Raw genomic sequence first — 21,085 nt, 5'->3', positions numbered from 1 at the left:
CTATAGTACAACAAGGTATCCGGCTCTTTTTTTAATTCTTAAAAGCCCAGGGACCTTCTTCCTTGGATAACTTCGGATGCCGCTTCAAACCCTCTTCCCACAAGCGCAATGCTTTACTGGGATTTCCCGAATGATAAGCTGTAACACTATACCACTTATAATAAGATGCTCTTCTTTTAGCTTGCTCCCCGGAAACATTTTGATACCGTTCATATGCTAAAGAATAATTTTCTGTTTTTGCAAAGACTTCCGCAATTCGCAGCTTTTGCTCCTCATGAATCGGATAAATATTATCTATGATTTGAATATGCTCCAAATAATTTGAGTCTCCTGTTTCATAATAAAACAGCGCTAAATTTAAATGACTTTGCAAATTATTCGGGTAATCCTCCAGCAGATCTTCTTCAATATGCATAGCCTCTTCTTTTTTCCCTGTATAGAACAGTGCTTGTGCGTAATCATGCACAGCTAACTTCTGTTCTGGAAAGATTTCCATTATCTCCTCAATAAAAGGAATCGCTTTTTCCCAGTCATCATTTTCTATATGGTAAAAGGCTGTCTCCTGTAAAATGATCAGTTCGTCCTCATCCTCCAGAGAAAAGATGTCTTCCTCATCTTCATCGCCAATTTCTATATAATCAAGAAGCTGAGCAGCATCATCACTAAAATCTCCCTCTGGCTTTTTATCTAAATACATTTGTGCATATTTTTTAGCATCCTGCAGCAATCCAAGATGCGCATAGTTATTTGCAGCTAAATAGTAGCAATCAACATATTCCCCAGTCTGCAGAACCTCTGTCAGCAGCTGGTTCGCTTTATGATAAGCACCTGTTTCAGTATAAATAATGGATAACTGGCATTTATATAGGGGAAAATAAGGTTTGTCTTCTATTGCTTTTTGAATCCATTTAATTGCAATATCAAATTTCCTTTTTTTAAATGCCTCTACACCCTTTGTATAGTAAAAGTCGCCTTCAGGAATGAATGGGGTTACGTTATTTGTTTTCGTTTTTGCTTTTGTTTTATTTCTTTTTCCTTTTAACATCGGTTTCCCCCGTTCTTAAAGACAAGTCGAGAAAAGTATACCATAGAATATAGCAGATTCCCATATTTAATCATGAATAGGAGTGGACAAAACCGAAAAAATAAGACACATGGCAGAGCATGCATCTTATTTTTATTTCTACTCTCTTATTTATCTGGATGTGTTGTTTCGTACAATAATTGTTCCAATTCTTTTCTATATGCTGCTGCTTCGTCTTTTGTCCAGCCAAGTTCTTTTTCCATGAATGGAAGTACAGTATCCATATGCGTTTCTACCCATGGACGGTTAAAGAATAACGCACCTGAACGGCGGATAAAGAAGTCAACTGCTTTATAAGCCATTTCTTCGTTGATTGCATATAGTACTTGCGCAAATACTGCCGGTTCAATATTTTCATTTTTAGCAGCTTCTTTATTTTCCGTATAAAGTGTGAATACTTTTTCTACATTTGCACCGTAGCGCTGCGTCAGTTCTGCTGCTTCTTTCTCTGTTAAACCAAGGCTCACACCTTCTTTAACCTTTTCTGCTTTAAAATTCTTGAAGCCTTTTGATCCGCCTACTTCCCCGCCGGAAATCGGCAAATGCTTCGTCTGGCTATCTGTATATAAAATACCTTCTTCTTCTTTTAATTGCTTCGTTACCATGTTAACAACATGCTCTCCCATTTTGCGGTAGCCTGTTAATTTTCCTCCTGCCATAGAAAGTAAACCGGAATCAGATTGGAAAATTTCATCCTTACGGGAGATTTCGCTTGGGCTGCTTGCACCTTCTTCAGCAATTAAAGGACGTATTCCAGCCCAGCTGGATTCTACTTTGTCTGCATTAATTCCAACAGAAGGGAACATATAATTAATCGCATCTAAGATATAATCGCGATCTTTCTCTGTCATTGTCGGATGTGCAATATTTCCTTTATAATCAGTATCTGTTGTTCCTACGTACGTTTTACCATCACGCGGAATAGCAAAAACCATCCGCCCATCCGGTGTATCAAAGTACACTGCCTGTTTAAGCGGGAATACAGATTCATCGAAGACAAGGTGAACACCTTTTGTTAAATGAAGTGTTTTCCCTTTTTTGGATCCATCTAATTCACGGACATCATCTACCCAAGGACCGCCGGCATTAATAATTTTTTTCGCATAGATTTTATGCTTTTCTTTGCTGATTTGATTTTCTGCTACTACGCCGACTACTTTACCTTCTTCATAAATGAATTCCACGGCTTTTGTATAGTTTACTGCCTTGACACCATTTTCAACAGCTTTTTTAAGCACTTCAATCGTTAAACGTGCATCATCTGTTTTATACTCTACATAATACCCGCCGCCGCGCAGCTCTTCTTTTTTAACAAGCGGCTCACGCTCTAATACTTCAGCCGGCTTCAGCATTTCACGGCGTTCTGACTTTTTAACGCCTGCCAAAAAGTCATATACACGCAAACCGATATTAGATGTAAACGGTCCTAAATTACTTCCTTTATGAAATGGTAAAAGCATCCATTCCGGTGTGGTAACATGCGGACCATTTTCATAAACGACAGCGCGTTCTTTTCCTACTTCCGCAACCATTTTCACTTCAAATTGCTGCAAGTAGCGCAGACCGCCATGCACGAGTTTTGTTGAACGGCTTGAAGTACCTGCTGCAAAATCCTGCATTTCAATAAGCCCGGTCCGCAAGCCTCTTGTAGCGGCATCTAACGAAATTCCTGAACCGGTAATACCTCCGCCGATAACTAATAAATCAAGCTGTTCTTTTTCTAGTGATTCTAATACTTCTTTACGTTTTTTCCCTGAAAATTCGCTCATAAACTCCACTCCTATAATCATCTATAGTTTCTTATTCCCTATTTAAAGACGGTTATTCATCCAAAAGCATAAGAAACAGCCGTTCATTCTTTTGCAGCTTTTCTTTCATATTGCTAATCACTTTCTGAATACTCCGGATAAATTAAAAAAGACCACAAGAATACTGATATAATAATATCAGCCTTCCCGCGGTCTCTCCATAGCTTCTCCGTCCGTATTTATTAACTTAAATTCATACTAACATATATTATACACACTGTATAGCCTTTTGCTTTTATCGTATGTGTCAAGTTTTCTCGAAAGGGTTTTCTCACCAGTATTTCCGGTCACATCATTTTGTACACCTAACTCGGCTAATGCACTATCGCTTGTTCATCACGATTAGTTTAAGTTTAGAATAGAAAAAATTAAAACGTTCTTTATAGTTTATTAATTATCGTTTTAAAAAGTAAAGAACGGCGTTCATTTAAATGACTTAGAATGAATACTCCTACTAATCACTTCTCACAAAATTAAGCTTTCCTATTATTAAAAGGAACAGCACCTCTGCCGGTGCTGTTCCTTTTTTTTTAATTATGAAAGATTCCAAAGCTTGCGGCTTGATGTAGATACTGCTACCGCTCCAGCATCCAAGGCCTGGGTGACTTGATCTTCCTCTTTAATTAATCCGCCGGCAATAACAGGTATATCCGTTTCCCCGGTAATCTCTTCAATTACTTCCGGCACCAGCCCCGGCAGGATCTCCACATAATCCGGTTCAAACCGGTGAATAAGCTTTATACTCTGTTCCAATGCAGCACTGTCTAATACAAAAACCCGCTGAACCGCCAGTAGCTTATGTTTTTTAGCAGCTGTAATCACATTGCCGCGAGTTGTTAAAATCCCGTCCGGCTTCATTTCCCGATGTAAAAACTCGACCCCGTACTCATCTGCTTTCAGCCCCTGAATTAAATCAAAATGGATAAATACCTTTTTATTTGCCCGGTGACTGTAATCAATCATACTCTTAAGCTGAACTAATCTTGATTCTAAAATAATAATGTATTCATGATTACTTTCCAACACCTTCTCAAAATCCTTCATGCGCCTTATAGCAGGCAGTACACCAGAAGGTAATTGCATCAGAGCTTCCTCCCATCAATCGTTATCCCGCAACTTTCGCGATTCCATTTCTTCTTTTGTATAAATAATCCGCATCGGATTCCCCCCGGCAAAAGCCCCGGCGGGAACATCTTTATGGACAAGTGTTGCAGCAGAAACAATTGCCCCGTCACCGATATGTACTCCCGGTAATATCGTCGAGTTGGCTCCTATCATCACCTCGTTACCGATATGCACCTCACCCAAACGATATTCTGTTATTAAATATTCATGCGCTAAAATCGTTGTATTATAACCAATAATACTGTTATTTCCAACTTTAATTTTTTCCGGGAACATGGAATCAGGCATTGCCATTAAAGCAAATGATGTACGCTCGCCTACCTTCATACGCAAAAGATGCCGGTACATCCAATTTTTCATTCTTAAAAAAGGAGTGTAACGCGCAATCTGAATCACAATAAAATTCTTTACTATTTTAAAAAAAGATACGGTACTGTACATCTGCCATAAAGAATTTGCTTTATGATGGACTTTATACCTTTCTGTTCTCCGCATGACTATTCACCTGCCACTGTTAATAAATCCTTCATTGTATCCAAATAATAGGTTGGATGATAGCTTTTTAAAAAGGCTTCTGTCTTCTCGGACCAGCTTACCGCCGCCGTCTGCGTTCCGGCACGCTGCCCTGAAACAATATCATGAAAATTATCCCCTACCATTAAGGTTGTCTCAGGGGTCGCATGCACCAGCTTCATTGCTTTTTCCACCGGTTCAGGATCAGGTTTTTTAAGTGTCACATCATCATAGGTAATAATAACAGAGAAGAAATCTGTCAGACTGGTTAAATCCAATCCCATCATAACTGTTTTTTTAATCTTCGTGCTTACAATTCCCAACGTAATCCCCTTATCATACAGCTGGCTGATTGTTTCATAAACATATGGAAAAGCTTCTACATACCGGTCATGTTCTCTCATATTATACTCCCGGTATGCAGCTGTCATTCGTTCAGACAGCTCCGGGTTTATTTCATGAAAGGTTTCATTTAACGGCGGGCCATTAAGATGTTTTATTTCTTCCTGGGTAAACTGCATATTAAATTTTTCAAATGTATGTTCAAATGAAGCACGTATAAGCTCATTTGTATTTAATAGTGTTCCGTCTAAATCAAACAGAATGGTACGAATGCTCATGTTGCATTTTCCTTTCTTCCTTCTTCCAAAAATAAGCAATAACCATTGTCAAAATAATTGCTACAGACAGCCGGATAATTAATAATGGCAGCACTGGTATGCCGAGCGGGATAAATACAAGTGTATCCTCAACTACAGCATGGCAGCACACAAGAAAAATTAATGCTAAATACATATCCTTCTTCGGCACATGATCTTCTTTTACTGCCTGCATCATGAGTCCGGCGCCATAGGCAAGCCCGATAGTAAGTCCGGCAACCATTGTCATGGAAGCACGTTTATCTATACCCAGCAGATTCATAAATGGAGCTAATTTATTTGACATGGCATTCATCCAGCCAAGCTCCCGCATAATTTGCATGATAATCATTAACGGGATAACGATACAGGCTAATTGAACAATAGCTATGGCAGCAGCCTGTGCACCATGAAGTGCAATTTCCCACCAGTTATTTAAGACCACTTCATTGCTGGAAATAAAACCATATTGAGCAAGCTCTGCGCCTCCGGACCAGAATAAATGGATCAAAAGCCCGGATATCACAGCAAGTCCAACCCGAATACCGACAATCGTCCACCATCTCACTCCCACACTTGTTGCTACAGCAGATTCAATAAATAGATTATGAGAGAAAGACAGCATGACTGCCATAATGAATACTTCCTTGATGGTAAAATCAAAAGAAATAATCGCTGCAATACCTGCGTATAAATTTAAGGTATTTCCTAATACAAGTGGAACAGCAGCTTCTCCTGACAAACCGAATATCCCCATCAGAGGGGAAATAATATCCATAAACCAGGGGAAAACAGGAGTAAATTGCAATATTGTTATAATTAATGTGATTGGAAAAATGACTTTCCCGAGCTTTAATGTAGTTTTTAATCCCTGAATTAATCCCCTGTAAAGCATACCTTTCATTTTCTTACCTCATTTCAACTTAACACGTGTGCTTCATTTCCTTTTCTTCTTTTTCTTTTTACTTTTACTTTTATTTGACTGTCTTATTTTCACAGGTGCATCAAGATAACGCGTTTGTGTTGCCATGAGTCTGTATAGCATAAGGATAAGTCCGGCTAAGACAGCTAAGATAGATACAACCTGTGCCGTCCTGAGATCACCAATGATATATAAACTGTCTGTACGAAGCCCTTCGATAAAAAAACGGCCGATTGAATACGTGATTACATACATTAAGAATACCATTCCGCGTTTTGGATTTGTTCTGCGGAAAAGTAACAGTCCGAAAAATATCAGGAAATTCCAGGCAGATTCATATAAAAATGTCGGATGATACATCACACCATCAATAACCATCTGATTCATAATAAAGTCCGGCAAATACTGATGAAAGCTTTCATATGCAGCCTCAGAAATTGGTCCGCCATGTGCTTCCTGATTCACGAAATTTCCCCATCGTCCAATTGCCTGCCCCAATATTAAACTGGGAGCAATGACATCAGCCAGACGCCAAAACGAAATTTTCTTTACTTTTGTGAAAACAATGGCTGTAAGAACGCCGCCAATTACTGCTCCATGAATAGCAATTCCGCCCTCCCAGGTGGCAATCATTTTCCATAAAGGACCATTGGCATATTGGTCAAATTCAAAGATTACATAATAAATTCTTGCGGAGATAATCGCAACCGGTACAGCAAAAATAATGAAATCCATAATGGTCTCTTTACCCAATCCGACTCTTTCCGCTTCTCTCGTAGCTAAATAAACTGCTAATACAGCTCCAGCAGCAATAATGATTCCATACCAATAAATTGTTAATGGTCCAATTTCTAAAAATACGCGTTCAATAGGAGCGCTTGTCCCAATCATCTATATCCTACCTCCTATTGTGATTCTAAGTCACCTTGTTCTATCATTTTTGTTAAGCGGTCTGAAAACTCTTCTGCAGTATTCACACCCATCCGTTTTAACCGGAAATTCATGGCAGCTACTTCAATAATAACAGCCAGGTTTCTTCCCGGCCGGACAGGTATTGTTGCTTTCGGCAAATGAACATCCATAATCTTCATCGTATCTTCATCTAATCCTAAACGGTCATACTGTTTTTTATTATCCCAATTTTCCAATTGAATAACCATCGAAATTCGTTTTTGGCTGCGGATCGAGCTTGCGCCAAATAGTGTCATGACATTGATAATACCCAGGCCTCTTATTTCCAGTAAATGTTCGATAAGGGCCGGCGCATTACCAATCAGACTCTCATAATCCTCCTGCCGGATTTCCACATTATCATCCGCTACAAGGCGATGCCCCCGTTTGACTAGTTCCAGTGCTGTCTCACTTTTACCAACACCGCTTTGCCCGATAATTAAGACACCGACACCGTAAATATCTATTAAAACACCATGCACTGCCGTAAATGGTGCAAATTTAGATTCTAAGTAATTGGTTAAACGGCTCAACACCCGCGTTGTTGTCCTCGGGGATTGTATGATAGGTACTCCGGAATGCTTCGATGCTTCAAAAAATTCTTCTGGTACATCCATGCCACGGGAAATGATAATCCCCGGAGTTACATCCGTACATAAATTTTCAGCACGCTGCTTTCTTTCTGCAGCATTCAGCCCCAGAAAGTAAGCCAATTCTGTCTTACCAATTAATTGTAGACGCTCCCGGGGGTAATAGTCAAAAAAGCCCGTCATTTCCAACCCGGGGCGTGAAATATCACTTGTTATAATTTCACGGTGAACTCCTTCTTCTCCTGCTACTAACTGTAAATTAAACCGATCTAATAAATCCTTTGTACAGACGGTCGATACCATTTTGAAGCTCCTCTCTTCAACGAAACTAACTGATATACATTTTAGCATAATCCATTCAAAAAACGTAGAGGAGAAGTCTCTTAATAAAACGCTTGTTATTTTGGGAAATCTCTGTATAATGTAGCAATAATACATTACCGTTGATGAAGAGAGTAGTTATATATCATGTACAGCAGCGAGTCAGGAGCCGATGGAAGCCTGACAGTACAGAATATAATGAAACGCACTTCAGAGGTGCTGTCTGAACAATCAGTAGGATATGCCGGGTTATTCCGTTAAAAATAATATAAGAAGGCTCTTATTTATTTCTAATTAAAGCTTCATGCTTTATAAGTATATCCAGGAGCAATTAGGGTGGTACCGCGAATAAACTCGTCTCTATGTTACATCATGGAGACGGGTTTTTTTATATTTTTATATTTCACATTTAATCGTATTGGAGGAGTGAACCATGAATTACCGCCAGCAATTTGCGGAAGAAATTTATACCCATTTACAAGGATTATCGAAAGTAGAGGAAATTAATGCACTGATTGAGGAGCCAAAATATAATACACATGGTGATTTGGCATTTCCTTGTTTTACCCTGGCAAAAAAACTAAAAAAAGCTCCGCAGCAAATCGCCAAAGAGCTATCCACAAAAATAGATGCGTCTTTTTTAGAAAAGACAGTGGCAGAAGGTCCTTATGTAAATGGATTTTTGAACAAACAAATCGTCAGTAAACAAGTAATTCAGCGTATTAATACGGAGAAGGAAAACTACGGTTCATCTGCCGCCGGCGCTGGAAAGAAAGTTACTTTAGATTTCTCATCACCGAATATCGCCAAGCCTTTTTCCATGGGGCACCTACGCTCCACGGTTATTGGCAATGCACTTGCTAACATCTCAGAAAAATATGGCTATAAAGCCATTCGGATCAATCATCTAGGCGACTGGGGGACACAATTCGGCAAGCTTATTACCGCTTATAAACAGTGGGGTTCAGAGGAAAAAGTACGGGAGAACCCCATTAAAGAGCTCTTTCATTTATATGTTATGTTTCACGAACAAGCAGAAAAGCACCCCCACTTAGAAGATGAAGCCCGCTTCTGGTTTAAGCAATTAGAATCTGGAAATGAAGAAGCACTTCAGCTGTGGAAATGGTTCAGAGAAGAATCATTGAAAGAATTTGCGAAAATTTATGAGCTGCTGGGTATTATATTTGACTCCTATGATGGCGAAGCATTTTATAATGATAAGATGGACGGGATTGTCCAAGAATTAAAAGACAAAGATCTCCTCTCTCTTTCAGATGGAGCTGAAGTGGTTAATTTAGCCGCTGAGAATATGCCGCCATGCTTAATTAAAAAGAAAGACGGTGCTACATTGTACGCAACCAGGGATTTAGCTGCAGCCGTTTACCGCAGCAGGACCTACCATTTTGAAAAATCCTTCTATATCGTCGGTCAGGAGCAGCGCCTTCATTTTGAGCAGCTATTCCTCGTGCTCCAGAAAATGAGCTACAACTGGGCAGCATCATTACAGCATGTTCCATTCGGTTTTATTTTAAAAGACGGCAAGAAAATGTCGACAAGAAAAGGAAAGGTTGTACTGCTGGAGGACGTTATCAAAGAAGCCATTGACCTGGCTTACCAAAATATTAAAACTAAAAACCCGGAACTTGAAAACAAAGAAGAAGTAGCAAAAATGGTCGGTGTCGGCGCGATTATTTTTCATGATCTAAAAAATGAGCGTCAAAATAATATTGAATTCAATCTGGATGAAATGCTGAAATTTGAAGGTTCCACCGGGCTTTATGTACAATATACGCATGCCCGGGCCTGTTCTATTCTCCGGAAAGCTCCTGCTAAAAATAATATTGCTGTCAGCGGGCTCACTGATTCATACAGCTGGACCGTCATCAAAACTCTGATGGATTTTCCAAATGTAATCGAAAAAAGCTTTCAGCAGGCTGAACCATCGGTTATCGCAAAATATGTTTTAAAATTAAGCCAGGATTTTAATAAATATTATGGTCAGATCAAAATATTAGCTGATGATACGGAACAAAGCAGCAGACTGGCCTTGGTAAAATCGGTTGCAATTGTGTTAAAGGAAGGGCTGAGGCTGCTGGGTGTTAAAGCTCCTGAGAAGCTTTAAGGAACCAGTCTGTTTTCCCAGCGAAATAAAGCTGTCATCAAATACATAACAGGTATTTTGTGACAGCTCCTTACTGTGTGAAAATCTAATAATTTAGAGCGATAAGCTGACGATACTACTTGAAAATCTTTTATAATTGAATTTAAGTCAGATTTTTTAGAGGAAGCCCTTGAAACTATAAACTTGAATTATATCTCCCGGCTGCCAAGAAGCAGGGACATCTTTGGGCTCACCCAGACGTGTCTGAAAATGATAGCCCGGATATTTTCTAGCTGTTTATCTCCATCGACCGGGTTTCCTTCATATCCATAATAGAGTGGTACCTCTGCATCACCAACAGTGTCAACATCTACATAATGATGTTCATCCTCATTCACATATGGGTTTTCAACATCATCTTTTCCAGGCAGTTTCTACTCTCAGGATAAAATCAGGATCTACCGTCCCATTATAAATAATTGTATTTTCCTGAATATCCGGCAGCTCTAAATTCTCATTAATACGTTCATTTAGTGCTTCACTATCATACAACTCCTCACTGTAAGGATTTGAATCTTCTGATGCTGCCACCGCTTTTCCAGCCAAAGGACCTGCCGGTAATGAAACCACTAACAGAAAAATAAGTTCCCCTAATAAAACCTTGGATACATCTGTTAATAAGTAATCGTTACTTTAAGTTTAAATGTATACATAGAGGGAAATTGTTAAACTAAAGTACCTGCGAAAATAGTAGGATGTAAGCTTGAATTACCAGAAAATGAAGTACTTTAACCAGGGGTCTATATATGTTCAGATCTTTGTTTATATTTGTTGTTATTGGAATTTTAAATATTATCGAAACCGTACACTTTATACAGAATGGAGAAACCTTTTTCGGTAATCCGTTAGGGGTTATTTGGGCATTGTGGGGAGTTGCTGTTATTTCTTTAATTGCCTTTTACTTTTTGAGAAAAAGGCAGTAAAAAAGGTTTTGGGAAATCTCTCAAGAATCATTTGACAAAGAAAGAGAGCTTGATAAAAAAGAAGGAGGAGATTAGATGTCATCTAATCTGAAATTCGGCAAAAAGAAGTCTCAATATTTTAGAGTATTAACGGGTGTCGTTGCTATGCCTATTATAGCTATTCTCACATTTTTAGGTGTTGTTCCATTAGATCCAGTAATAGGGTGGATGGCGCTTGTGGTTTTTGTTGTAAGTCTTTTTCTATTATTCACGAAATTTAAGAATGCAAAGTTTGGCATGAAAAAAGGGGATGAAGACAATATCGGGTAAAATTTAATGACGAAAAATAAGCCGCCAGGTGTTTTAATAAACGAAAGAATTCGTGATTCATTTGATTCTTTCGTTTTATTTTGCTTCGCTTTTCACGGATATACCAAAGGAAGAGCGTGAAAAATTAGATAAAGAATGGCCTTCTATTCTGGCTGAGGTAAAAAGGCTGATGCGGGAAAATGTTCCTCCACATGCGCCAGAAGCACAATAGATATTTTTAACTATTAATGATTTATTTATGAGAATCATCCCTGAGGATGTTATTGTAGAAAATATCCATAAATAGGAAGAGCAATTGCAATCTACTGAAGCGGATGATTTTGTAGCTCCAACTTTCTGGTCAAAAGAGGAAGAAGCTTATATGGAGGAAATAGCTCAAGCGTTGGAACAACAGTATAAAGAGAATGAGGAAAAATAATGGAATGAAAAAGTCCGAAGTTTCCCCTTACCAAACAGGGAGTTTTTCCGGACTTCTTCATTAGATTTTCTTATGTGTACTTTTTAAGAGAAATATAATTCTTTAAGTCTTCTCATATCTATTTCATTTGACACATCTATAAAATACAGTGTCTGCCATGCCTGTGTTTTTTTAGCAGAGTTATTTAACAACCTTTCCCATGAAGGGTATACTCTTATTGCCATTTTCCCTTTGTTATCAACCGTTCTTAATATTCCTTTCTCTAATAGCAGGGATTTCGGAAAAATAAATTGGCCTTTCAAGCTCTTATCTATAATCGAAATAATTATTTTATCCGGACTTTCATTATATGCATAAGCCTGATTTCGTTGATTTACATCTTTTTCCCAAAAAACAACAAAATAGCCGTCTTTCTTTGGTGTTTGTTTGGCTAAGCGACTCCTATATTTAATATCATTAATATTAAACGTAGTTCCTTCATATTCAATATTTTGCGGCTCTTTCAATATATTTGTGATTTCATAATCTGTATCAGAGAGTAATTCTTTAATGAAGTTGATCGATTTCAATATTTTCTCCTCATCTCTAGCATTTTCGCTTATTCCATCGCAATATATATTTCTGCCTGTCCATTTTCTGGATCAATATTCCCGGCATAGTACTCAAAATCGCCAGTAAATGTGCGTCTATTTTCAGGCAGCTGCTGCCATTCCCAAATAGCGGCCCAAGCTTGCGGAATCTTTTCCACGATTGGACCTTTTTCTGTTACAAATACAGCATATTTAGCTTCCGGTACTGTAAAGGTTTGAATTCCTTCTAAGTTTTGAACCACAGCATCGTTTGCTACCTGCACGCTCAACATAATTTCATAAGCCCCTTTTTCTTCTTGCTGGTAATGAAAATAACAGCCGTAATATCCATCTTCACGAATGTTCACACCCAGTTTTGCTCCAATATTATCCGTGAAAAAACGTTCAAATAATGATCCTATCTTTCCATTTTCTGATTGTTCTGCTTCATTATTCGTTATCGCACTGATTCCAGCTAATGTAAAAGCCGGCCGTTTCTCCATGCGCACCGGTTTTATGTTTACAGCTGAATTATCCTGTTTCATAACTTATCAAGCTCCTTTTCTTTATGATAATAGTTAGTATAAAACAGGAAACCTGACAGCTATCTGTCCAGTTTGTTCAACTTATTTATATATTTTTGTAATTTGTGCTGCACGCTCTGCGATAATTTCCCGTAAATGGACTGGCTCTAACACTTCGACCTGCGGACCGAAGCTGAGAATAAAGCTGTACAACCATTCATCCTCCGGGTAAGCTTTCTTTACCAGCCATGTTCCATCTTCTGCCGGAATAAGCTCCTCTGCATCAAACCAATCTTCCACAAAATGACGAGCTTCTTCCTGGAAACGTAAAACTACCTCATTATTATCAGAGATAGAGGATTGTTTTCCTTTTATATCCTTTTGCTCTGGTAAAGGTCGGCGGGTAAAACTCAACTCTGCGTCCACAGTCAAATTTCTTATTCTTCGTAATTTAAATAAACGGAACTGCTCTCTATCTAAGCAGTATGCTTGCACATACCATTGTCTGCCTTTGAGAATTAATGTATGCGGCTCTGCTGTTCGCTGTGTGATCTTAGCCTGCGCGTCTGAATATGTAAATACGATGAATAGACAGTGATCAATTGCCTTTTCAATACGCTTCAATTTTTCTTGGAGGCAGGCACTGTTGTCCCAAGGGGAATAATCAATGAGAACACGGCTTGTTTTACTTTGAAAAATCTCGGCATAATCAGGATGTACAACACTATTCATTTTTTCCATCAATTGCTGATGCTGCACTTTTCCATAGGAAGTAGATATGCTACGCAGTGCCGTGACAATTGTGGCTAATTCATCATTGGTGAGCAGATTACGATCTAATCGATAACCTTCCGCAAGTCCGATACCCCCGTGAGCTCCCTGATAAGTCACAATGGGAATACCAGCTGCACTAATTGCATCAATATCCCGGTAAATCGTCCGCACAGATACTTCAAATCGTTCCGCTAAATCTCTTGCCTGCAGCATGCGGTGATTTATCAATAATATAATAATGGATAATAGTCTCTCTAATTTCATTACATTTTCTCCTTTGACAACAGTCGCCTCGTCTATTAAATTTGCTCATCAGAAAAAGCCAGGCAAACACCTGACCTTTCCTTTTACCTTATATCCCGAACAACACTGTTTAAAATCATCGAAATCAATGAAATCACAATCGATGCGATAAACGCCGTACCAAACCCGTCAATGACAAAGGAAGGCCCGATAAGTGCCTGTGTGATCATCAATATAATCGCATTGACAACAATTAAAAACAGTCCAAATGTAATCACCGTAATCGGTAATGTCAAAATAACCAAAATCGGCTTCACAAACATATTCAGGATGGCTAAAATAACACTTGCTAACAGAGCTGTGCCAAATCCGTCCAGCTGAAAGGAATCAAAAATCTGGGCAACTGCTATCAGCGCAACAGCATTTAATACTAATGAAATAATTCCTCGAAGCAGCATTAATACACGTCTCCTCTAGGCATAATAAAAGCAGCAATTACATAAACAATTGCCAATGTGGAAAAACTCGGGATAAGCAGGATTAAGAAAATAATCCGGAGCAGTGTCGCATCCACATTTAAATACTCTCCTAAACCTCCAAGTACACCGGCAAGCATTTTATTTGTTTCCGAACGATATAATCTTTTCATGGAAATACCTCCTCAGGTAATTGTTTTGCCATCTATTTATTTATGGATATGTGTGCTTCTATTAGTATATACGAAAATAGAAATGAAAAAGTTTCATTTCTATTTTCCCGCTACTTATTCTTTTTAAACAAAACAATTAGTTGGAGCTGTTCTTTTCAAAATCCCAGAGATAAAAACGTTCCATAGCCTGGTTTTCGATCAATTCATTTTTCATTTCTTCCTCTAATTCATCCAATTGCTTATACCATCCGAACATACCGGCTACCTGAGAATCATGCGATAAAATGGTTTGCAGCTTTTTATCAAAAGTATCATGAACATTATTTATTACATCTGGACTCCCTAAATCTTCTTCATGACCATTGGAAAAAGCCTGCGCCCAAATTTTTGGCCTATCCTCCGGCTTCATATCCTCTACCGCCTGAATCGCAGCAGCTCCTAAGGCATTATGATCCGGATGCACTGCATAGCCGGGGTAATGCGTGATCACAAGGGATGGTTTTATTTCTTCTAAATAACCTCTTAAATGGTCTGCCACCTCTTGTTTATCTTCAAATTCAATTGTTTTATCACGGTATCCCAGCATTTTCAATTCCATATCCAGCGTTTCACATGCACGTTTTAACTCTTTTTTGCGAATTTCAGGCAATGACTCCCGGTTCGCAAATGTCGGGCTCCCCATATTTCTTCCCATTTGCCCCAACGTTCCACATAAATACGTTACCGGCACACCTTCTTCGCGAAACTGTGCGATCGATCCAGACGCGCCAAATGCTTCATCGTCCGGGTGCGGAAAAATAACTACAACATGTTTCTCCATTTTATTCACCTATCTTTCTAGAATCAAGCTATATCACTCGTTTTTATTTTTATTGTTTAAAAGGCGTTTCACTGACTTCTAAAGCTACCATTAATCGCCCTTCCCTATCATGACCAGCCAATAATAATTGGTTTTCCTGATAAATGGTCCAATCGGTTAATCCTTCTGCGTAAATCCAGCCAAGCTCCATTTTTAAACCAACACGATAGGAATTTCCATCTCCTATAATCTTTGCCTGTTTATATGTTACTTTTGCATTACGTATATATGCGCCAACGGTATATGCGTTGGCATCTAAATGATTGGCATATGCTCCATTTGTGGTTTCTAAATGGACATATACTTCCTTATTCAAATAACTGTCCAGTGCCTTCTGGACTTTCTCTAATTCTATCGGTTTCATGTTTCAACCTCCAATTCTATTCTTTTACTCTATCGAAATGATGACCAAGCGTCAATTAGATAGCTTACCCAAATAAAAACTTTATTTCAGGAAACAGAAATATTGTTCTGAAAATACATTTACATTGCATGCATCATATATATAAGTTTTATTATAACACAGTATTCTGATTGGATTTTAAATGTATGATCAAGTAGTCCATTATTCTGTAATAAAATAAGATCCATCTGAAGAGCAAAATCACACTCTAAAGATGGACCAGTTTGTCTTTATTTACTGCTTACCTTTTCTTTCATCATTTCATTCATTCGTGCTTTATCTCTTTCTAACACAGGTCCAAGGTACTTCCCTGTATAAGAAATATCTGCCTGCTCTGCGATTTTTTCCGGCGTTCCCTTAGCAATAATCTGGCCGCCGCGGTCTCCGCCTTCCGGACCTAAATCAATGATATGATCCGCACTTTTAATCACATCTAAATTGTGTTCGATAATTAAGACAGAATCCCCATTATCTACCAGCCTTTGCAGGACATCAAGCAAACGGCGTATATCAGCGGAATGCAGTCCTGTTGTCGGCTCATCCAAAATGTAAAACGTCTTTCCGTTGGAGCGTTTATGCAATTCACTTGCTAATTTAACGCGCTGGGCTTCTCCGCCGGATAAGGTTGTTGCTGGCTGACCCAGTTTAATATATCCTAATCCGACATCATAAATAGTCTGCAGCTTCCGTTTAATTTTTGGAATTGCGGCGAAGAACTCTAATGCTTCCTCAATACGCATATCCAATACCTCTGATATATTTTTGCCTTTGTACTTCACTTCCAGTGTTTCCCGGTTATAACGTGCTCCTTCACAAACTTCACAAGGGACATAGACATCTGGAAGGAAGTGCATTTCAATCTTGATAATTCCATCTCCACGGCAGGCTTCACAGCGTCCGCCTTTGACGTTAAAGCTGAAGCGGCCTTTTTTATAGCCTCTTACCTTGGCTTCATTTGTTTGTGCAAATACATCACGAATATCGTCAAATACACCTGTATACGTAGCTGGATTGGAACGTGGTGTTCTTCCGATTGGAGACTGGTCAATATCAATAACTTTTTCGATATGCTCGATTCCTTTTATGCTCCGATACTTCCCGGGCTTCACTTTTCCTTTATATAATTCTTTTGCTAAAGATTTGTAGATAATCTCATTAACCAGTGTACTTTTCCCGGAACCTGAAACACCCGTAACGACCGTCATCAACCCAATTGGAATTTCAGCCGATACATTTTTCAAATTATTCTCGGATGCGCCGGTAACTTTTATTTTACGTTTATCAGCTTTCTTCCGTTTTGACGGCACAGGGATAAATTCTTTTCCGGATAAATAACGGCCAGTTAATGAATTCTCATCAGCCATGACGTTTTCCGGAGTACCGCTGGCAACAATTTCACCACCATGCTCACCGGCGCCCGGCCCAATATCAATCAGCCAGTCTGCCGCAAGCATCGTATCTTCATCATGCTCGACAACAATCAGCGTATTGTCTAAATCACGCATCTGCTTAAGCGTTTCAATAAGACGGTCATTATCACGCTGGTGCAGTCCTATGGAAGGCTCATCAAGTACATAAAGAACACCTGTCAATGCAGAGCCGATCTGGGTAGCAAGGCGAATCCGCTGAGCCTCCCCGCCGGAAAGTGTTCCTGCTGCACGTGATAACGTTAGATAGTCTAAGCCGACATTATTTAAAAATGAAAGACGATTATCAATTTCTTTCAAAATTAAACGGGCAATCTGACGGTCTTTATCACTCAATTCAAGCTGCTTGAAAAAGTCCATAGATTCCAGGATGGAGAAATCTGTTACGTGACTGATATGCTTCCCGTCAATTAATACAGCAAGCGCCTCTTTATTCAGACGATGTCCCTTACATGTTGGACAATTTTTCTGTGCCATGTATTTCTCTAATGTCTCACGGATAAAATCAGAGGAAGTTTCTTTGTATCTGCGTTCAACATTCTTTAAAACACCTTCAAAAACAACATCCTTGGTACGCGCGCTTCCAAAATCATTCTCATAATGAAAATGAATTTTTTCTTTTCCACTTCCATATAAAATTTTATCCATTTGTTCCTCGGGAAGATTCTTTACAGGAACATCCATCGGGATATTATAATGATCACAGACACTCTTTAAAAGCTGCGGATAATATTGGGAACTGATAGGCTCCCAAGGCGCAATAGCATGTTCATTTAGTGTTTTATCCCAATCCGGAATAACTAATTCAACATCTACCTCAAGTTTTGTTCCTAATCCATCACAGCTTGGGCATGCACCAAAAGGACTGTTAAAAGAGAATAAACGCGGTTCTAATTTACCGATAGAAAAACCGCAGATTGGGCAGGCATGGTTTTCACTGAACATGAGCTCCTCATCGCCAATGACATCAACAATCGCATTACCTTCTCCTAATTTAAGCGCCGCTTCCAGGGAATCACTTAAACGTGTTTCTATTCCCTCTTTAATAACAACCCGGTCAATAACAACTTCAATAGAATGCTTTTTATTTTTCTCCAGGTTAATATCGTCCGTTACTTCCATCATGTCTCCATCAATCCGGACACGCACGTACCCTTGTTTTTTCAAGTCTTCCAGTACTTTAACGTGTTCTCCTTTTCTTCCTGAAATCACCGGGGCTAAAATCTGCATTTTCGTTCTTTCCGGATATTCCAATACTCTATCAACCATCTGCTGTACTGTCTGTGAGCTGATTTCAATACCATGCTTCGGACAGGTCGGTTTTCCTACGCGTGCAAAAAGTAAACGTAAATAATCATAAATCTCTGTAACCGTTCCAACCGTTGATCTTGGGTTTTTACTGGTTGTTTTCTGATCAATAGAGATTGCCGGCGATAAACCTTCAATCACATCCACATCCGGTTTATCCATCTGTCCTAAAAACTGTCTTGCATATGCAGACAGAGACTCTACATACCGGCGCTGCCCCTCTGCATATATAGTATCAAAGGCGAGGGATGATTTCCCGGAACCAGAAAGCCCTGTAAGAACAACTAATTTATTTTTTGGAATATTGACATCTATATTTTTTAAGTTATGCGCTCTGGCACCTTGGATTTTTATAGACTTGCTTGGCATAAAAAATTCATCCTTCCGCTTTTAGCTCCAAGAGAACATCTCTTAATTCTGCTGCTTTCTCGAAGTCTAGATTTTTGGCTGCCTGCTTCATTTCTTTTTCCATATTTTCGATAACCTTCTGTTTTTCTTTCTTCGTCATCTTCTTCACTTGTTTTGCTTCAGAATCATATGCTTCCGGTGCTTCCGCAGCAACGGTTGCCTGGATAACATCACGGACTTCCTTACGAATGGTTTGTGGAGTAATACCATGCTTTTCATTATATTCTTGCTGTACAGTACGGCGGCGCTCTGTTTCATCAATCGCTTTTTTCATGGAATCCGTCATTTTATCAGCATACATAATAACTTTACCATTTTCATTTCTTGCAGCACGCCCCATCGTCTGGATTAAGGACCGTTCTGAACGGAGGAAGCCTTCTTTATCGGCATCCAGAATGGAAACCAGGGATACTTCCGGAATATCCAGTCCTTCCCTAAGGAGATTAATCCCGACAAGAACATCATATTTTCCAACACGCAAATCACGAATAACTTCGATCCGTTCCAAAGTTTTAATTTCTGAATGGAGATAAGCTACCTTCATTCCGATTTCTTTCAGGTAATCTGTTAAGTCCTCCGACATCTTCTTCGTTAATGTTGTGATTAATACACGTTCATTTTTCTTTGTCCGCTTGTTAATTTCACTAATCAAATCATCAATCTGCCCATCAATAGGACGGACTTCCACCTCTGGATCCAATAAACCTGTCGGACGGATAATTTGTTCTGTCATTTCTGGTGAATGCTCTAATTCATATGGGCCGGGTGTTGCGGAAACATAGACCAGCTGATCGGTCTTTTCTTCAAATTCTTCAAAGCGCAACGGACGGTTATCCATTGCGGAAGGCAATCTGAATCCATGATCAACGAGAACCTGCTTTCGAGCCTGGTCACCGTTATACATACCGCGAATCTGGGGCAATGTCACATGAGACTCATCAATAATTACTAAAAAGTCCTCTGGAAAGAAATCCAGTAATGTATACGGTGTTGCGCCTGCCTCACGTAATGTTAAAGGACGTGAATAGTTTTCAATACCGGAACAAAATCCCATTTCCCGCATCATTTCTAAATCATAATTTGTCCGCTGTTCCAGACGCTGGGCTTCCAGCAGTTTTCCTGCATCATTTAATTCCTTCAGCCGTTCTTCTAATTCTTTTTCAATATTTTTAATCGCAATTTTCATTTTTTCTTCACGGGTAACAAAGTGGGATGCCGGGAAGATGGCTACATGCTCACGATCGCCGATAATTTCTCCGGTTAACGCATCCACTTCACGGATCCGGTCAATCTCGTCTCCAAAAAACTCTACCCGGATACAATGCTCCTCATGAGAAGCAGGAATTATTTCCACCGAATCTCCACGCACACGGAATGTACCGCGTTGAAAATTAATATCATTTCTTGCATATTGAATATCTACTAATTCCCGCAGGAGCCGGTCTCTTTCCTTTTCCATGCCAAGGCGTAAAGAAAGCACCTGGCTCTTATATTCTTCCGGATTACCTAAGCCATAAATACACGATACACTTGCTACAATCAATACATCATTTCTTTCAAATAGTGCTGATGTAGCAGAGTGACGCAATTTATCAATTTCATCATTTATACTTGCATCCTTTTCAATAAAAGTATCTGTAGAAGGTACATAAGCTTCCGGCTGATAATAATCATAGTAGCTTACAAAATATTCTACAGCATTGTTTGGAAAGAATTCTTTAAATTCGCTGTAAAGCTGTCCTGCCAATGTCTTATTATGCGCAATAACAAGTGTCGGCCGATTAATTTCTTTTACAACATTGGACATGGTAAATGTCTTTCCCGTCCCGGTAGCACCAAGTAAGGTCTGATGGTGCTGGCCGGCAAGTATTTTTTCTACAATTTCTTTAATTGCCGCCGGCTGATCTCCCGCCGGCTCATAAGCAGAAACTAATTCAAAATGCTCCTTCATCCTATTTCCTCCGTTCCTTACAATAGCTATTATCTATTATATCCTTTTCTTAAAAAACGAACAAGTATTCGATTTGTTTTTTAAGAAATTATATTTTACCTTTGTAACAAAGCAGTATTATTTCCAGGTATCTTAAATTAATCACTCCGCCATATTCCATTTGTTTATATTGTAATGACATCTGATTTATCGTCTATAAAATTATTT

At 39.1% G+C, this 21,085-nt stretch carries 24 protein-coding genes and 1 other annotated feature; of the genes, 5 read left to right on the top strand and 19 right to left on the bottom strand.

Annotation, left to right across the window (positions count from 1 at the left end; genetic code table 11):
- Positions 1-31: 31 nt before the first annotated feature.
- The 8 genes from BN1068_RS06230 to hprK all read right to left on the bottom strand — a co-directional run bounded on the left by BN1068_RS06230 (position 32) and on the right by hprK (position 7,934).
- Entirely contained in the window at positions 32-1,045 is a 1,014-nt protein-coding gene (locus BN1068_RS06230) for a tetratricopeptide repeat protein (protein ID WP_077601963.1), read from the bottom strand.
- Positions 1,046-1,191: 146 nt separating this feature from the next.
- Positions 1,192-2,853 carry a glycerol-3-phosphate dehydrogenase/oxidase gene (locus BN1068_RS06225; protein WP_077601962.1) on the bottom strand — a complete coding sequence of 554 codons (1,662 nt, stop codon included), beginning with the start codon at positions 2,851-2,853 and terminating at the stop codon, positions 1,192-1,194.
- A gap of 573 nt (positions 2,854-3,426) precedes the next feature.
- A complete protein-coding gene (locus BN1068_RS06220; RefSeq protein WP_077601961.1) occupies positions 3,427-3,975 on the bottom strand; it encodes a glycerol-3-phosphate responsive antiterminator in 549 nt (182 codons plus the stop codon).
- Between the two features lie 15 nt (positions 3,976-3,990).
- A complete protein-coding gene (locus BN1068_RS06215; RefSeq protein ID WP_077601960.1) occupies positions 3,991-4,512 on the bottom strand; it encodes an acyltransferase in 522 nt (173 codons plus the stop codon).
- 2 nt (positions 4,513-4,514) lie between these two features.
- Positions 4,515-5,150: a pyrophosphatase PpaX gene (gene ppaX, locus BN1068_RS06210; RefSeq protein WP_077601959.1), complete on the bottom strand. Its 636-nt coding sequence runs from the start codon at positions 5,148-5,150 to the stop codon at positions 4,515-4,517.
- Positions 5,125-6,072, bottom strand: coding sequence for a nucleoside recognition domain-containing protein (locus tag BN1068_RS06205; RefSeq protein ID WP_077601958.1), 948 nt, complete (start codon positions 6,070-6,072; stop codon positions 5,125-5,127). Before BN1068_RS06205 ends, ppaX begins: the two co-directional genes overlap by 26 nt.
- A gap of 33 nt (positions 6,073-6,105) precedes the next feature.
- The gene (gene lgt / locus BN1068_RS06200) at positions 6,106-6,981 is read right to left on the bottom strand and encodes a prolipoprotein diacylglyceryl transferase (protein WP_077601957.1); all 876 of its coding nucleotides are present in this window, start codon (positions 6,979-6,981) and stop codon (positions 6,106-6,108) included.
- A gap of 14 nt (positions 6,982-6,995) precedes the next feature.
- Complete coding sequence (gene hprK / locus BN1068_RS06195; protein ID WP_077601956.1) at positions 6,996-7,934, bottom strand: HPr(Ser) kinase/phosphatase; 939 nt, start codon at positions 7,932-7,934, stop codon at positions 6,996-6,998.
- A gap of 131 nt (positions 7,935-8,065) precedes the next feature.
- Positions 8,066-8,317, top strand: a binding site (T-box leader).
- Between the two features lie 68 nt (positions 8,318-8,385).
- Here hprK and argS point away from each other — a divergent pair.
- On the top strand, positions 8,386-10,074 hold the full coding sequence (argS, locus tag BN1068_RS06190; RefSeq protein WP_077601955.1) for an arginine--tRNA ligase: 1,689 nt from the start codon (positions 8,386-8,388) through the stop codon (positions 10,072-10,074).
- A 188-nt stretch (positions 10,075-10,262) separates the two neighbouring features.
- Here the strand turns inward: argS and BN1068_RS06185 are convergent, their stop codons facing one another.
- The gene (locus BN1068_RS06185; RefSeq protein ID WP_077601954.1) at positions 10,263-10,451 is read right to left on the bottom strand and encodes a hypothetical protein; all 189 of its coding nucleotides are present in this window, start codon (positions 10,449-10,451) and stop codon (positions 10,263-10,265) included.
- A 16-nt stretch (positions 10,452-10,467) separates the two neighbouring features.
- Entirely contained in the window at positions 10,468-10,644 is a 177-nt protein-coding gene (locus tag BN1068_RS23585; protein ID WP_175637094.1) for a hypothetical protein, read from the bottom strand.
- A 215-nt stretch (positions 10,645-10,859) separates the two neighbouring features.
- On the opposite strand from BN1068_RS23585, the gene BN1068_RS23320 reads away from it, so the two are divergent.
- The 4 genes from BN1068_RS23320 to BN1068_RS24165 all read left to right on the top strand — a co-directional run bounded on the left by BN1068_RS23320 (position 10,860) and on the right by BN1068_RS24165 (position 11,763).
- The gene (locus BN1068_RS23320) at positions 10,860-11,036 is read left to right on the top strand and encodes a protein BatD (RefSeq protein WP_139344752.1); all 177 of its coding nucleotides are present in this window, start codon (positions 10,860-10,862) and stop codon (positions 11,034-11,036) included.
- Positions 11,037-11,111: 75 nt separating this feature from the next.
- Positions 11,112-11,345: a hypothetical protein gene (locus tag BN1068_RS06175; protein WP_077601952.1), complete on the top strand. Its 234-nt coding sequence runs from the start codon at positions 11,112-11,114 to the stop codon at positions 11,343-11,345.
- A gap of 52 nt (positions 11,346-11,397) precedes the next feature.
- Positions 11,398-11,556 (top strand): hypothetical protein, encoded by a 159-nt coding sequence (locus tag BN1068_RS23580; protein WP_175637093.1) that lies wholly within the window; start codon positions 11,398-11,400, stop codon positions 11,554-11,556.
- Between the two features lie 84 nt (positions 11,557-11,640).
- Entirely contained in the window at positions 11,641-11,763 is a 123-nt protein-coding gene (locus tag BN1068_RS24165; RefSeq protein WP_260051734.1) for a hypothetical protein, read from the top strand.
- A gap of 83 nt (positions 11,764-11,846) precedes the next feature.
- On the opposite strand, the gene BN1068_RS06170 is transcribed toward BN1068_RS24165, so the two are convergent.
- The 9 genes from BN1068_RS06170 to uvrB all read right to left on the bottom strand — a co-directional run bounded on the left by BN1068_RS06170 (position 11,847) and on the right by uvrB (position 20,878).
- Entirely contained in the window at positions 11,847-12,332 is a 486-nt protein-coding gene (locus BN1068_RS06170; protein WP_077601951.1) for a MepB family protein, read from the bottom strand.
- 29 nt (positions 12,333-12,361) lie between these two features.
- Positions 12,362-12,877, bottom strand: coding sequence for a GyrI-like domain-containing protein (locus tag BN1068_RS06165; RefSeq protein ID WP_077601950.1), 516 nt, complete (start codon positions 12,875-12,877; stop codon positions 12,362-12,364).
- Between the two features lie 81 nt (positions 12,878-12,958).
- Complete coding sequence (locus BN1068_RS06160) at positions 12,959-13,894, bottom strand: helix-turn-helix transcriptional regulator (protein WP_077601949.1); 936 nt, start codon at positions 13,892-13,894, stop codon at positions 12,959-12,961.
- A gap of 83 nt (positions 13,895-13,977) precedes the next feature.
- Positions 13,978-14,331 (bottom strand): phage holin family protein, encoded by a 354-nt coding sequence (locus BN1068_RS06155; protein WP_077601948.1) that lies wholly within the window; start codon positions 14,329-14,331, stop codon positions 13,978-13,980.
- Entirely contained in the window at positions 14,331-14,522 is a 192-nt protein-coding gene (locus BN1068_RS06150) for a PspC domain-containing protein (RefSeq protein WP_077601947.1), read from the bottom strand. Before BN1068_RS06150 ends, BN1068_RS06155 begins: the two co-directional genes overlap by 1 nt.
- Positions 14,523-14,658: 136 nt before the next feature.
- A complete protein-coding gene (gene bshB2, locus BN1068_RS06145; RefSeq protein WP_077601946.1) occupies positions 14,659-15,342 on the bottom strand; it encodes a bacillithiol biosynthesis deacetylase BshB2 in 684 nt (227 codons plus the stop codon).
- Between the two features lie 49 nt (positions 15,343-15,391).
- Entirely contained in the window at positions 15,392-15,745 is a 354-nt protein-coding gene (locus BN1068_RS06140; RefSeq protein WP_077601945.1) for a YojF family protein, read from the bottom strand.
- 269 nt (positions 15,746-16,014) lie between these two features.
- The gene (uvrA, locus tag BN1068_RS06135; protein WP_077601944.1) at positions 16,015-18,888 is read right to left on the bottom strand and encodes an excinuclease ABC subunit UvrA; all 2,874 of its coding nucleotides are present in this window, start codon (positions 18,886-18,888) and stop codon (positions 16,015-16,017) included.
- Between the two features lie 7 nt (positions 18,889-18,895).
- Positions 18,896-20,878 carry an excinuclease ABC subunit UvrB gene (uvrB, locus tag BN1068_RS06130; protein ID WP_077601943.1) on the bottom strand — a complete coding sequence of 661 codons (1,983 nt, stop codon included), beginning with the start codon at positions 20,876-20,878 and terminating at the stop codon, positions 18,896-18,898.
- Positions 20,879-21,085: the final 207 nt, after the last annotated feature.

The organism is Oceanobacillus sojae (assembly GCF_900162665.1).
Classification (GTDB): Bacteria; Bacillota; Bacilli; order Bacillales; family Amphibacillaceae; genus Oceanobacillus; species Oceanobacillus sojae_A.
This window is presented reverse-complemented; position numbering and strand designations above follow the sequence as displayed.

Coding starts and splice junctions, on each gene's coding strand:
- BN1068_RS06230 (WP_077601963.1), bottom strand. CDS start 1,045: ATGTTAAAAGGAAAAAGAAATAAAACAAAAGCAAAAACGAAAACAAAT.
- BN1068_RS06225 (WP_077601962.1), bottom strand. CDS start 2,853: ATGAGCGAATTTTCAGGGAAAAAACGTAAAGAAGTATTAGAATCACTA.
- BN1068_RS06220 (WP_077601961.1), bottom strand. CDS start 3,975: ATGCAATTACCTTCTGGTGTACTGCCTGCTATAAGGCGCATGAAGGAT.
- BN1068_RS06215 (WP_077601960.1), bottom strand. CDS start 4,512: ATGCGGAGAACAGAAAGGTATAAAGTCCATCATAAAGCAAATTCTTTA.
- ppaX (WP_077601959.1), bottom strand. CDS start 5,150: ATGAGCATTCGTACCATTCTGTTTGATTTAGACGGAACACTATTAAAT.
- BN1068_RS06205 (WP_077601958.1), bottom strand. CDS start 6,072: ATGAAAGGTATGCTTTACAGGGGATTAATTCAGGGATTAAAAACTACA.
- lgt (WP_077601957.1), bottom strand. CDS start 6,981: ATGATTGGGACAAGCGCTCCTATTGAACGCGTATTTTTAGAAATTGGA.
- hprK (WP_077601956.1), bottom strand. CDS start 7,934: ATGGTATCGACCGTCTGTACAAAGGATTTATTAGATCGGTTTAATTTA.
- argS (WP_077601955.1), top strand. CDS start 8,386: ATGAATTACCGCCAGCAATTTGCGGAAGAAATTTATACCCATTTACAA.
- BN1068_RS23320 (WP_139344752.1), top strand. CDS start 10,860: ATGTTCAGATCTTTGTTTATATTTGTTGTTATTGGAATTTTAAATATT.
- BN1068_RS06175 (WP_077601952.1), top strand. CDS start 11,112: ATGTCATCTAATCTGAAATTCGGCAAAAAGAAGTCTCAATATTTTAGA.
- BN1068_RS06165 (WP_077601950.1), bottom strand. CDS start 12,877: ATGAAACAGGATAATTCAGCTGTAAACATAAAACCGGTGCGCATGGAG.
- BN1068_RS06160 (WP_077601949.1), bottom strand. CDS start 13,894: ATGAAATTAGAGAGACTATTATCCATTATTATATTATTGATAAATCAC.
- BN1068_RS06155 (WP_077601948.1), bottom strand. CDS start 14,331: ATGCTGCTTCGAGGAATTATTTCATTAGTATTAAATGCTGTTGCGCTG.
- BN1068_RS06150 (WP_077601947.1), bottom strand. CDS start 14,522: ATGAAAAGATTATATCGTTCGGAAACAAATAAAATGCTTGCCGGTGTA.
- bshB2 (WP_077601946.1), bottom strand. CDS start 15,342: ATGGAGAAACATGTTGTAGTTATTTTTCCGCACCCGGACGATGAAGCA.
- BN1068_RS06140 (WP_077601945.1), bottom strand. CDS start 15,745: ATGAAACCGATAGAATTAGAGAAAGTCCAGAAGGCACTGGACAGTTAT.
- uvrA (WP_077601944.1), bottom strand. CDS start 18,888: ATGCCAAGCAAGTCTATAAAAATCCAAGGTGCCAGAGCGCATAACTTA.
- uvrB (WP_077601943.1), bottom strand. CDS start 20,878: ATGAAGGAGCATTTTGAATTAGTTTCTGCTTATGAGCCGGCGGGAGAT.